Source organism: Enterobacter sp. HNDS-6 (genome assembly GCF_039850505.1).
GTDB lineage: Bacteria > Pseudomonadota > Gammaproteobacteria > Enterobacterales > Enterobacteriaceae > Enterobacter > Enterobacter kobei.
In genome coordinates this window covers 2113781-2127133 of the sequence record NZ_CP156673.1, presented here as the reverse complement: position 1 = coordinate 2127133, position 13353 = coordinate 2113781, and the positions used below count along the sequence as shown (strand labels likewise).

Here is a 13353-nt window from a genome sequence, read left to right as displayed (position 1 = left end):
AACCCTCTCTCCACAGGGGAGAGGGCCGGGGTGAGGGGAGAAAAAACCGCCAGAACAATTCACTGAATAAATCCTTACCCGCCACATAAAACAACAAATCCGACCACACCACCCGATTTGCACCAACACGGTGCTAGCGTTATGGTTACCCACTTTCAAAATAAGCTCGACAGATCACCTGCTATGACGTTTTCACTTTTCGGCGACAAATTCACCCGCCATTCAGGCATTACTCGCCTGATGGAGGACCTCAACGACGGGCTGCGCACACCGGGCGCAATCATGCTCGGCGGCGGAAACCCGGCTCAAATTCCGGAGATGAATACCTATTTCCAGACGCTGCTCGCTCAGATGCTGGAAAACGGCAAAGCGACCGATGCGCTCTGCAATTACGACGGTCCTCAGGGCAAAACTGAACTGCTGGCGCTCCTCGCTGGAATGCTGCGTGACGAGCTGGGCTGGGATATCGAACCACAGAATATTGCACTAACAAACGGCAGCCAGAGCGCGTTTTTCTACTTGTTTAACCTGTTCGCTGGACGTCGCGCCGACGGCACAACCAAAAAAGTGCTGTTCCCGCTGGCCCCGGAGTATATCGGCTATGCCGATTCCGGTCTGGAAGAGGATCTGTTCGTCTCCGCACGCCCTAACATTGAGCTGCTGCCGGAAGGCCAGTTCAAATATCACGTCGATTTTGAACATCTGCATATCGGTGAAGAGACGGGCATGATCTGCGTCTCCCGTCCGACTAACCCGACGGGCAACGTCATTACCAACGACGAGCTGATGAAGCTGGATGCGCTGGCAAATCAGCACGGCATTCCGCTGGTGATCGATAACGCCTACGGCGTGCCGTTCCCGGGCATTATCTTCAGCGAAGCGCGTCCGCTGTGGAACCCGAATATCGTTCTGTGTATGAGCCTCTCTAAGCTGGGCCTGCCGGGTAGCCGCTGCGGCATCATCATCGCCAACGAGAAAATCATCACCGCCATTACCAATATGAACGGCATTATCAGCCTTTCACCGGGCGGCATCGGTCCGGCAATGATGTGTGAAATGATTAAGCGCAACGACCTGCTGCGTCTGTCTAACGAGGTTATCAAGCCGTTTTATTATCAGCGCGTTCAGGAAACCATCGCGACGATTCGCCGCTACCTGCCGGAAGAGCGCTGCCTGATCCACAAACCTGAAGGGGCGATTTTCCTCTGGCTGTGGTTTAAGGACCTGCCGATCACCACCGAACTGCTCTACCAGCGTCTGAAAAAACGCGGTGTGTTGATGGTGCCGGGTGATTACTTCTTCCCGGGTCTGGATAAGCCGTGGCCGCACACGCACCAGTGCATGCGTATGAACTACGTGCCCGATCCGGAAAAAATTGAAGCAGGCGTCAAAATTCTCGCCGAAGAAATCGAAAAAGCCTGGCTCGAAGACGGTCAGTGACGCGTTACGCCAGATGATGCTGCACAGCGGGCATAATCTGGCGACCCCGAGGCAGGTCAACCAGAATTAATATGCTCTTTACAGTACCGCCGTTTCCAGACGGCGGGCGTTAGACCGGTGTGCTTAGAAAAAATCTGTCGAAAATAGCCCACATCATTAAAACCGCAGCGTGTCGCTACTTCGGTTAATGATGCGGCCTCGTTGAGCAGTAATTTTTCTGCCGCCCGGACACGCTGGCGATGAATGGCCTCCGTCAGGGTTAAATGAAATGTCCGGCGAAATACTCGCCCAAGATAATCCGCATTGCAGTGCAGCTCTTTTGCCAATAGCGACGTTGAAAGCGGTAAATGAAACTGTGTGCGAATAAGCTGTTTCGCCTTCCACGCCATGGCCGCACCGGCTTCATTGGCGCTGTCTTCATATCCGGAAGGACGGGAAATTTGCTGTAAGATCAGCAGTAAAATGATTTCAAGCGCCATGGTTCGCTGTAATTTCTCCTGCTCGCTTAAGAACTGGCGGAAAAGAGAAATGACAGACTGGGTGTCCCTCACGCGACAATGCTGTTCTATCGCCAGATTGGGTTGTGAAGAGGGGTAATGTTCAATCTCAAAATGCAGCCAGTAAAATTTAAGATCGACAGGGAATTCGCCCACACCCACGTGTCGCCTGTCAGGCCAAAGCAGTAACGTCTCCCCCGCACGCACCTCAAACACCGTATTTTCTTCCTGGATCGTTAATGTCCCTTTTTCGACAAAAATAATCTCCCACGATGTTAATTTCCGCGCAGGATGGCGACCCACGCCCCGGGAAATAAATAGCCCGCCATTTTGGACCTTAATCGGAAGCGCTATGGATAATTCGAGCATGGATATTCACCATTCCGCTTTTATTGCCATCAATATTCAATTTACGCATTGATTATTAACTAATATCTGAATAACTGTCCGATCGAAATCACATTTTCTTCATCAGGTCGGAATCGTCACCTTTTTATACTTTTCCCTTCCCTTGTTGGCCTTGCCGTTCAATGCAGAATAAATGGGTACCTTGCATAAATACGATAATAAATTCGTTCATCGAGGAGTTACTTCATGACTTCCACACCGATTACTGAATCAGACGTGACACAAGGGGCGGCAGATGACCGGCTGTCCGTCCGCGAAAAAATTGGCTATGGCCTGGGTGATGCGGGCGGGACGGTAATTACCTGCCTGATCATGAATTTCCTGACCTTTTTCTATACCGATGTCTTTGGCCTCACTCCCGCGCTCGTGGGCACGCTATTTATTGCTCTTCGTGTGTTTGATGCCATCTCCGATCCGGTGATGGGCGTGATTGCTGACCGCACGCAGAGCCGCTGGGGACGTTTTCGTCCCTGGCAGCTATGGGTGGCGCTCCCCATCGGGGTTATTGGCGTGCTGACGTTCACCGTACCGGAAGCCAGCATGGGGGTGAAAATCGCCTGGGCGTTTGGTACCTATTTGCTGTTGTCCGTTGGTTATACCGCCATTAACGTGCCCTACTGCGCGCTGATTAACACCATGACTACCCGACATAACGAGGTGATCGCCTGCCAGTCATGGCGCTTTGTGCTGTGCGGCGTGGCGGGATTTCTGGTCTCTGTGGGTTTGCCATGGCTGGTCGCGGAGCTCGGTCAGGGCGATGCCGCAAAGGGTTATCAGCTTGGCGTCGGCGTCCTGTGTGCTGTCGCCGTGGTGATGTTTCTCTGCTGCTTCTTCTGGGTTCGCGAGCGCGTTCCGCTGGCGCTGATGGGTAAATTCACCTTACGCGAGCACCTTGCGGGCCTGCGTAAAAACGATCAACTGCTCCTGATGCTGGTGATGTCGTTTCTGCTGATCAACGTTTTCAACATTCGCGGCGGCGGATATATGTACTTCATCACCTACGTCCTGCAGGGCAGCACGGCCTATACCTCGCTGTTTTTCACGATGGTGACTTTTGCGGCCATTCTGGGTGCGGTGATTGTCAATCCGCTGTCGCGCCGTATTGATACCGTCAAACTCTACTACTACACCAACCTGGTGCTCGCTGCGCTTGCGGTGGGCATGTGGTTTCTGCCGGGAGGCCCGGCGCACCAGACGCTCTGGCTAGTGATTATTTTAAGCAACGGCGTGATCCTCGGTTTTACCCTGCCACTGCACTTCTCGCTGATGGCTTTTGCCGATGACTACGGTGAATGGAAAAACGGCGTGCGCTCATCGGGCATGAACTTCGCCTTCAACCTGTTTTTCATCAAGCTCGCATGGGCATCCAGCGCCGGGATCATCAGCCTGGTGTTTATCACCGTAGCCTATCAGCCGGGCATGGGTAACCAGACGCCAGCCTCGTTACAGGGCATCACCGCCATGGAGACACTGCTGCCTGCCCTTTTCCATCTGCTGCTGGCGGTCACTATCCGCTGGTGCAGGCTTAACAATCCACTGATGTCGCGGATTGCCACCGATCTGCGCCAGCGTCATGTCCCTTCCTGAGGAGAATACGATGTCCGTAATGGAACCCGATCTGCACCAACTGAAAATCAATGACCCGTTTCTCGGGCAGTATCAACGACTGGTCCGTGATGTGGTGATCCCCTACCAGTGGGATGCGCTGAACGATCGCGTGGCAGAGGCTGAACCCAGCCACGCCATTACCAACTTCCGCATTGCCGCAGGTCTGGAAGAGGGTGAATTCTACGGGATGGTGTTTCAGGACAGCGACGTGGCGAAATGGCTGGAGGCCGTGGCGTGGTCGCTATGCCAGAAACCGGATGCTGAACTGGAAAAAACCGCCGACGAGGTCATTGAACTGATTGCCGCAGCACAGTGTGAAGATGGCTATCTCAATACGTACTTTACGGTTAAGGCCCCCGAGGCGCGCTGGACCAATCTGGCCGAATGCCACGAGCTGTACTGCGCCGGGCATATGATTGAGGCTGGCGTGGCCTGGTTTCAGGGAACCGGTAAACGCAACCTGCTGGATGTGGTGTGCAGGCTGGCAGACCATATCGACAGCGTGTTTGGCCCTGGCGAAACGCAGCTGCACGGTTATCCTGGCCACCCGGAAATCGAGCTGGCGCTGATGCGGCTGTACGACGTCACGGAGGAACCACGCTACCTCAATCTGGTGAAATACTTTATTGAGGAACGCGGCGCCCAGCCTCACTTCTACGATATCGAGTACGAGAAGCGTGGCAAAACGTCATACTGGAATACCTATGGACCTGCGTGGATGGTCAAGGACAAAGCCTACAGCCAGGCACATCAACCTCTTGCTGAACAACAAACGGCCATCGGCCATGCGGTACGCTTTGTCTACCTGATGGCGGGCATGGCGCATCTGGCGCGCATGAGCGGCGACGAAGGTAAACGCCAGGACTGCCTGCGGCTGTGGAATAACATGGCGCAGCGCCAGCTGTACATTACCGGCGGGATTGGCTCGCAAAGTAGCGGCGAGGCATTCAGCAGCGATTACGATCTGCCCAACGATACGGTGTACGCGGAAAGCTGCGCCTCCATTGGCCTGATGATGTTTGCCCGCCGGATGCTCGAGATGGAGGCAGACAGTCACTACGCCGACGTGATGGAGCGCGCGTTATACAACACGGTACTCGGCGGCATGGCGCTGGACGGAAAACACTTCTTCTATGTGAACCCGCTGGAGGTACATCCTAAAACGCTGGCGTTCAACCATATCTACGATCACGTGAAGCCCGTCCGCCAGCGATGGTTCGGCTGCGCCTGCTGTCCGCCGAATATCGCCCGCGTGCTGACCTCACTGGGACATTACATTTATACCGTTCGCCCGGATGCCCTGTTGATCAACCTGTATGTGGGGAACGATGTCGCCATACAGATTGATGAAAACACACTCCGGCTACGTATTAGCGGTAACTATCCGTGGCAGGATCAGGTGACCATCGAAATAACCTCGCCTGTTCCGGTGACTCACACGCTGGCCCTGCGGCTGCCGGACTGGTGCGCCGAACCGGCTGTTTCGCTGAATGGTGAACGCGTCACCGGTGAGGTCGTTCGTGGATATCTTTACCTCAACCGTTGCTGGCATGAGGGCGACACGCTGACTCTGACACTCCCTATGCCGGTTCGCCGCGTGTACGGTAACCCGCAGGTGCGCCAGCAGGCAGGTAAAGTCGCGCTTCAGCGCGGGCCCCTGGTTTACTGTCTGGAAGAAGCTGATAACGGCGCAAATCTGCATAACCTTTCTTTGCCTGAAAACAGTGCGTTCCGGGTATTTGAAGGCAAAGGCATTTTCGCGCACAAAATGTTGATACAGGCGGAGGGGAGCGGTTATCACGCGAAGGATACGGATGCGCTGTGGCAGTACGATCGCTCGCCGGTACAGCGTCAGCCCCAGACGCTGACCTTTATTCCCTGGTTCAGTTGGGCAAACCGGGGAGAAGGGGAGATGCGGATATGGGTGGATGAAGGCTGAATATTTGCGTTCTGTTGCCCTCCCCCCGGACTGTACACACCCACGGGGAGAGGGAGTAAACCGGCTTTAACGTATCAGAAGCGCCAGGTCAGCCCGGTCATCAGCACGAAGCTGTCGTCGCGGTCGATCATCGGGCTGTTCTTCACGTCGTCAGGCAACACGGTGTAGACCGCGCTAGCGTTAAGGTACAGCTTCTGGGTTAACTGATATTTAGCCGCCAGGCCAACGTATGGCGTCCAGCTGTCACCGGCGGTGTATTGCTTCAGACCTGAGCGGCGAGACTCGTTGCCGGATACGCCGTAGTAGTAGTCGTTATAGCTTTCGTCGGTATAAAAAACACCCACAGATGGCGTCAGGGTCAGACGTTCCATCCTGATGGGTCGAAAGTAGGAGACTTCTCCAATCATGCCGCCGCTTTCATCCGTGGCATCGCCAGAGACCGCCACTTTCAAAGAACCCCAGCTTTCGTGGTGATAGTACGCGCCACCGAGGAAAGCGGACGCCTTACGCTCATCAAGCTGTTTCATCTGATGGTCGTCATTGTCATCGGGATCAAAATGCAACGGCATCCACGATGCGGTCAGGCTGAGTTCATTTTTTGCGTCTTTCCACAGGATCCAGCCGCCCGTGGTCTGGCGCACATAAAAACGATCGCTTTCGTAACTGATTAACGGCACCGCAGTGGTATTTTCGTTATACCCCTTATAAGGCGACTCATTAAATACAGCCCCCGCCCCTATTGAAAAGTCACCGGCCATTGCAGACGTAGCTGCAAATAACGTGGCAGCGATAAGTAAATTGTATTTAATAGTCATCAAAGTAATCCATTTAAACGCCAAACAAGCGGGGCGAATAATAATGGTTACAAATTTGCCAATGCAACGCTGCGGTTTATATAATATTATATATATAATGATATAGATGGGCACGCATGATGAGTAAATTACAGCTAAAGCCACGCGAATTAAAAATAATCTCCGTCATCGCCGCCACTCACAGCATTGGTGATGCTGCTGCCCTGTTGGGTATGGCGCAGGCTAACGTCAGTAAATATCTCTCTGATTTTGAAGCGCGGGTTGGACTAAAGGTTTTTGAGCGCACGACCCGTCAGCTTGCGCTTACTCAGTTTGGTGAAGCGTTACTTCCCTATATTGACGCTTCGCTGGACAAAAACGATCAGCTCGTGAATTTCATTGCCGATTATAAGCATGAAAAGCGGGGCAAAGTGACCCTTTACGCGCCCACGGGAATTGTCACCTACCTCGCGCGCCATGTCATCCATCAGATAAAAGACATCGGCGACATTCGTATCTCCCTGAAAACGTACAACCTGGACCGCAATGAATTTTCAGAAGGCGTTTCCTTCCCGGATGACTGCGATATTTTAATTACCTATGCACAACCAAAAGATGGAAGTCTGGTCGCCAGCGTATTAACAAAATATTCCGTTACGGCATTCGCCACCCAGGAATATTTGAATAACCATCCATTAGCCGGACCTGACGATTTAATTAATCACTCATGTATTCTGATCGATTCCATGCTGGTCGACGATGCAAATATCTGGCGTTTTCGTACCCATGGTAGTGATAACGTGCAAGATTACAGGGTGACCGGAAATTATATTTGCGACAACACGCAGACGGCGCTGGAGCTGGCAAGAAATAATCTTGGCATCGTATTCGCACCTAAAGAGAGCCTGAAAAAAGAATTAGCGCAAGGCATGCTGGTTCCCTGCTTCCCGCATCAGGAAGAGTGGTGGCTCGATCTGACCGCGATATTCCGCAAACGTGAATACCAGCCCTGGCGTGTGCAGTACGTCCTTGATGGCGTCCTCAATTGCCTGCGCCAGCAAATTGCTCAGGCCGCCCAGGGACGGCCTGAGCAGGGCGACTAGAACAGGCCCAGCGGTTTATCGGAGTAGCTGACCAGCAAACATTTCGTCTGCTGGTAATGCTCCAGCATCATCTTGTGGGTTTCACGCCCGATGCCGGATTGCTTATAACCCCCAAATGCGGCGTGTGCCGGATAGGCGTGATAGCAGTTGGTCCAGACGCGCCCGGCCTGAATGCCCCGGCCCATTTTATAGGCCAGATTACCGTTGCGGCTCCAGACGCCTGCCCCCAGGCCATACGGCGTGTCGTTGGCAATCTCCAGTGCCTCCTCCATCGTTTTGAAGGTGGTCACCGCCAGCACCGGTCCGAAAATCTCCTCCTGAAAGACGCGCATGTTGTTCTTGCCAAACAGGATCGTCGGCTCAAGGTAATACCCGTCCTGCAGATCGCCACCAAGTACCTTACGGCGTCCGCCGGTCAGGATATCTGCGCCCTCTTTCTTGCCGATATCAATGTAGTTGAGGATGGTCTCCAGCTGTCCATGTGAGACCTGCGCCCCCATCTGCGTAACGTTATCGAGCGGGTTCCCGCTGCGGATAGATTCGACGCGGCGAATGGCGCGCTCCATGAAGCGTTCATAGATAGACTCCTGCACCAGCGCGCGACTCGGGCAGGTACAGACTTCACCCTTGTTAAACGCAAACAGCGCAAACCCTTCCAGGGCTTTATCGAAGAAGGCATCCTCTTCTTCCATCACGTCTGCAAAGAAGATGTTCGGGGATTTTCCCCCGAGCTCAAGCGTCACCGGAATGATGTTCTGGGTGGCGTACTGCATGATCTGCTGGCCCACTTCCGTCGACCCGGTAAATGCCACTTTGGCGATACGTTTAGACGTAGCCAGATACTCCCCTATCTCGCCACCCGCACCGTTCACCACGTTAATCACGCCCGGCGGCAGGAGATCGCCAACGATTTCCATCAGCAGCAGAACCGAAAGCGGGGTCAGACGCGCCGGTTTGAGCACAATGCAGTTGCCTGCTGCCAGCGCGGGCGCCATTTTCCAGCTCGCCATCAGCAGCGGGAAGTTCCACGGAATAATTTGCCCTACCACGCCCAGCGGTTCGTGGAAGTGATACGCCACGGTGTCGCTGTCGACCTCGCTGATTCCGCCCTCCTGAGCGCGAATACAGGAGGCAAAATAGCGGAAGTGGTCAATGGCCAGCGGCACGTCTGCCGCCATCGTTTCCCGGATCGGCTTGCCGTTATCCCAGGTTTCTGCCGTCGCCAGCAGTTCCAGATTCTGCTCCATCCGGTCAGCGATTTTGAACAGAATGGCTGCCCGATCCTGAACGGAGGTATGCCCCCATTTGTCTTTCGCGTTGTGCGCCGCATCCAGCGCCAGATCGATATCGCGCTTGCCGGAGCTGGCTATTTCACACAGCGGCTGGCCGGTAACGGGGGTCAGGTTGGAATAGTATTCGCCGTCGACGGGGGCCACCCAGTCGCCGCCAATAAAGTTGTCATAACGAGGCTTTAGCTTGAGGGGAAAACCATACTCGCCAGGCTGGATACGCGAAGAGGGAGGATTGTTTGTCATGACCGTCTCCTTGCTGTTGGTGTACAACAAGGGTAGTCCCGGCTGGCGATTTTCTCGCCAACCGGTAACGGTGTTTACGACGGGGGTCACGGAGTTTCAGGAAATAATAACGAATCTCGCAGAACATGGTCGTTACCGCGGCGACGCGTAAACCCAATACGATTGAAATATTCCAGGATCTGAATCGCCAGCTTGCGCCCTACGTTTAGCCGATCGCGAAAATCGGCTGCACAGGTAGAGCCGCGCGCCTGATCCAGCTCGCGGATCAGGTTAGCAAACGCCACAATGCGATCGTTACGGTAATAACGATCTTTCACGATCGCAACTATCAGCCCCTGCTGCGCCGCGTGGCGTAATACCTGACGCATCGCCTGCTCGTCGGTGTTCGTTTCGCGCGCCAGATCGCGAACCCACCACGGCTCATCACCAAACAGCGAAGCCACTTTCTGCCAGATAACCTCCTGCTCTGCGGTGAATCCGGCTTTGTGATCCGGCAGGTGCAGCCAGCCGTGGTGGCTTTTAATCACCCCGCTTTCGCGCATGTTTTCAATCAGCAGCAGCACCAGCGCATCGTCTTCCATCGGCAGCGCCATGCGGCGCAGACGCTCACGCCCCGGACCAGGCTCATCCTGATGCTGTTCATGATACGTCGCGAGAGTGGTGAGTATTTTGCGCTGCCAGCGTGCGGCAACCGGGGCATTCAACAGGCTATTACCGGCCTGAATAAAGCCCGGCTGCCGGGTCAGCGGGTCTAATCCTTCCCTGCTCAGCTGGCGTGCCCAGGCAAAATCACCCAGGTTCACTGCACCGCGATCGAGATGCACCCGCAGCGCGGCGTTATCATCAGGGGCCTGTGCCAGCGCGGCCAGCCATTGCAGATATTCCGGTTTACGCTTGCCGCGTCGCGGCGAGTTAAGCGCCACCACCCGTGCCCCGGCCAGCGTTTCCCGCGCGGAGATATCCCGCAGAACCAGACGGTCGTTGTCTGCAAGCCAGAGCGGTGAATCGAAAACCAGTTCAGCAAGATCGTTTTCCAGCAGCGACACGCGTCCGGTGATATGGCTGGCCGCGTGGTGAATATGCAGCGGCTGCCACTGAGTCAGCGGCACATTCGTCTGCAGAGAGACAATCACGCGTTCAGACGGCTCTGGCGGAGCATCGGCCAGCAGCCAGTCGCCGCGGTTAAGCTGCTCTTTTTCCGCATCTCCGGCAATATTCAGCGCGATCCGCTGCCCGGCATGCGCCTGCTCTGCGGGCTGGTTCTGTGCATGTAAGCCGCGCACGCGCATCGGTTTGTTAATGCCCGTCAGCCACAGGCTATCGCCCACCTTCACTTCACCGCTCAACGCGGTACCGGTGACCACCAGGCCCGCCCCTTTTACGGTAAATGCCCGATCAATCGCCAGACGGAAGCGATGATGACTTGCGTGGTCACGTGACGTCAGTTGCTGCAAATGGTGACGAAGTTCGTCGATGCCGCGTCCCTCGGTGGCCACGGTGACAAAAATCGGCGCATCGGCAAAACCATACTCCCGTAAGGTGGCCTGCACCCCTTCGCGCACCTCGCCGACGCGCGCGTCATCCACGCGGTCAGCTTTCGTCAGCGCTACGGTCAGCTGCGGGTTGCCGGTCAGCTGGAGGATTGCCAGATGCTCGCGGGTTTGCGCCATCACGCCGTCATCGCAGGCCACGACCAGCAGGGCATGATCGATACCCCCCACCCCCGCCAGCATGTTAGACAGAAACTTCTCGTGCCCTGGTACATCAATAAAACCCAGCACGCGGCCGTCTGGCTGGGGCCAGTAGGCATAGCCCAGGTCGATGGTCATGCCGCGCTTTTTCTCTTCCGGCAGACGATCGGCGTTTATGCCAGTAATCGCCTGCAGCAACGTCGTTTTTCCGTGGTCGACATGACCGGCGGTGGCAATAATCATTTCAACAACATCTCCAGAAATCGCTCTTCATCATCAAGGCAGCGCAGATCCAGCCACATTCGTCCATCGTAAATCCGCCCGATAACCGGCACAGGCATGGCGCGCCAGCGTAACGACAGGGCCTCCAGGTGGCTGCCGCGCCCGTCACGCGGGGTAAACGTGAGCGCTTCGCTCGGCAGCCTGTCCACCGGCAGCGAACCGCTGCCAATCTGCGACTGGCAGGGCTCAATCCGAACGTCAAAATCAGGGTAGTGCGGGGCGATGCGCGGCAGCAATAACTCGGCCTGCGCACGAATCGAGGCGGCATCACGGGTTAAGAGACGCAGCACAGGCAGGCGGTCGGCCAGTTTCTCCGGATGGAGATAGAGCCGCAGCGTCGCATCCAGCGCGGCAAGGGTCATTTTATCGGCTCGCAGGGCGCGCTTGAGCGGATGCTGCTGCAGCCGGGCAATCAGCTCGCGTTTGCCGACGATAATTCCGGCCTGCGGCCCGCCCAGCAGTTTGTCGCCGGAAAAACTCACCAGGCTGACGCCCGCCGCAATCATCTCTTGCGGCATCGGTTCTTTTGGCAAGCCGTACTGGCTCAGGTCCACCAGCGAACCGCTGCCGAGATCGGCAATCACCGGGATATTCAGTTCGCGCCCAATTTCCGCCAGCTCGGCCTCATCAACCGTTTTGGTGAAGCCTTCAATCTGATAATTGCTGGTGTGAACCTTCATCAGCAGGGCGGTGTTTTCATTCACCGCTGCGCGATAATCTTTCGCATGGGTACGGTTGGTGGTACCGACCTCATGCAGCGTGCAGCCCGCCTGGCGCATCACGTCCGGAATGCGAAACGCCCCGCCAATTTCCACCAGCTCGCCGCGGGATACCACCACCTCTTTGCCACTGGCGGTGGCCGCCAGCATTAGCAGCACCGCTGCGGCGTTGTTATTCACAATGCAGGCATCTTCTGCACCGGTCAGCTGGCACAGCAGATCCGCCAGGGCACGATCGCGATGCCCGCGTCCTGCGCCGTCCAGATCGTACTCCAGCGTCACCGGCGTTCGCATGGCCTGCCCGACCGCAGCCACGGCCTCTTCCGCCTGCTGCGCGCGGCCCAGGTTGGTGTGCAGCACGGTACCGGTAAGGTTGATCACCGGGCGTAATGCGCTTTGCGCGTTCTTGTCCAGCCGATGTTCCACTTCCAGCTCCCACTCGCTACACCAGTCGGGCAAGCTATTTTCTGCCTGAATGGCGCATCGGGCTTCGTCCTGAAGCAGGCGTAACATCTCAACCGTCGCGGTATGGCCGAAACGCTCCACAACAGCATGAATGCGAGGTTCGCGAAGAAGACGATCGGTAGCGGGGATCTGGCTGTAGAGCGAATGATGAGTAGTCATGAAAGCGCCTGGCGAGTAAATATCTTCCCCCCTCCCGACGGGAGAGGGAGTTAACATGTGGAGAGATTGTACCGCCTCCTGCAGCGAAGTGTTATAACCCGCGTCAAGCCTTTGGCGGTTCGGTACGGGCAAAGCTCTCGCGGCTAAAGAGCGTTTCAGCCAGCTTCACCAGCAACGGTCGGTCAACGCACCAGCCGGGGGACACGCGGCGGAAATTGAGATACCCGATGGCGCAGGCAATGGCGATGGTGGCCAGGTTCAGGCTGTCGGTGTGAATTTTTCCCTCCCGGATGAGCTGTTCGCACATATCCAGACTGCGGTTGATTTTTTCCCGCTGGCGCAGCAGTTCGTTTTCTGACTGCTGTGCGGCGGGCCTTGCCTGCTCACGCACGGAAGTCAGCGCCGCATCCATAATGCCATCGGCCAGGGCTTCAATCTGCTTCACCGCCAGCGCCGCTTTTGGGTCAGCCGGCAGCATTGCCGGGGCCACGCCCAACAGCTCGATATACTCCGCAATAATCGGGGAGTCGAACCAGTATTCACCCTCGTCCGTCACCAGCGCCGGAACTTTTCCCAGCGGGTTGTACTGCGCGACGCCGTTTTCAGCGTTGTAGGGCTGTTCATTGACGAATTCGAATGTCATCCCTTTCTCCAGCAGGAGAATCGAGATTTTTCGCACGAAGGGACTGGTATAGCTACCGATGAGTTTCATT

10 protein-coding genes are annotated in these 13353 nt (G+C 55.8%); 4 read left to right on the top strand and 6 right to left on the bottom strand.

Annotated elements, in window-relative coordinates:
• Positions 1-183: 183 nt before the first annotated feature.
• Positions 184-1440, top strand: coding sequence for a valine--pyruvate transaminase (avtA, locus tag ABFI50_RS09950; RefSeq protein ID WP_176260997.1), 1257 nt, complete (start codon positions 184-186; stop codon positions 1438-1440).
• 56 nt (positions 1441-1496) lie between these two features.
• Here avtA and ABFI50_RS09945 read toward each other — a convergent pair whose 3' ends face one another.
• Positions 1497-2306, bottom strand: coding sequence for a helix-turn-helix domain-containing protein (locus ABFI50_RS09945; protein WP_176260996.1), 810 nt, complete (start codon positions 2304-2306; stop codon positions 1497-1499).
• A 225-nt stretch (positions 2307-2531) separates the two neighbouring features.
• On the opposite strand from ABFI50_RS09945, the gene ABFI50_RS09940 reads away from it, so the two are divergent.
• Both ABFI50_RS09940 and ABFI50_RS09935 read left to right on the top strand, forming a co-directional pair.
• The gene (locus ABFI50_RS09940) at positions 2532-3932 is read left to right on the top strand and encodes an MFS transporter (protein WP_045282192.1); all 1401 of its coding nucleotides are present in this window, start codon (positions 2532-2534) and stop codon (positions 3930-3932) included.
• A gap of 10 nt (positions 3933-3942) precedes the next feature.
• Positions 3943-5892 carry a glycoside hydrolase family 127 protein gene (locus tag ABFI50_RS09935; protein ID WP_176260995.1) on the top strand — a complete coding sequence of 650 codons (1950 nt, stop codon included), beginning with the start codon at positions 3943-3945 and terminating at the stop codon, positions 5890-5892.
• Between the two features lie 74 nt (positions 5893-5966).
• Here the strand turns inward: ABFI50_RS09935 and ABFI50_RS09930 are convergent, their stop codons facing one another.
• A complete protein-coding gene (locus ABFI50_RS09930) occupies positions 5967-6707 on the bottom strand; it encodes a MipA/OmpV family protein (RefSeq protein ID WP_014882026.1) in 741 nt (246 codons plus the stop codon).
• A gap of 116 nt (positions 6708-6823) precedes the next feature.
• Between ABFI50_RS09930 and ABFI50_RS09925 the strand changes: the two genes are divergently transcribed.
• Positions 6824-7789 carry a LysR family transcriptional regulator gene (locus ABFI50_RS09925; protein WP_059361794.1) on the top strand — a complete coding sequence of 322 codons (966 nt, stop codon included), beginning with the start codon at positions 6824-6826 and terminating at the stop codon, positions 7787-7789.
• Here ABFI50_RS09925 and aldB read toward each other — a convergent pair.
• The 4 genes from aldB to ABFI50_RS09905 form a co-directional block, all read right to left on the bottom strand.
• The gene (gene aldB, locus ABFI50_RS09920) at positions 7786-9324 is read right to left on the bottom strand and encodes an aldehyde dehydrogenase AldB (protein WP_176260993.1); all 1539 of its coding nucleotides are present in this window, start codon (positions 9322-9324) and stop codon (positions 7786-7788) included. The genes ABFI50_RS09925 and aldB overlap by 4 nt on opposite strands.
• Before the next feature lie 86 nt (positions 9325-9410).
• Entirely contained in the window at positions 9411-11258 is a 1848-nt protein-coding gene (gene selB, locus ABFI50_RS09915) for a selenocysteine-specific translation elongation factor (RefSeq protein WP_045269047.1), read from the bottom strand.
• Positions 11255-12640: an L-seryl-tRNA(Sec) selenium transferase gene (gene selA, locus ABFI50_RS09910; protein ID WP_045269048.1), complete on the bottom strand. Its 1386-nt coding sequence runs from the start codon at positions 12638-12640 to the stop codon at positions 11255-11257. The genes selB and selA overlap by 4 nt, the downstream gene beginning before the upstream one ends.
• A 103-nt stretch (positions 12641-12743) precedes the next feature.
• Entirely contained in the window at positions 12744-13352 is a 609-nt protein-coding gene (locus tag ABFI50_RS09905) for a glutathione S-transferase (RefSeq protein WP_014882021.1), read from the bottom strand.
• Position 13353: the final 1 nt, after the last annotated feature.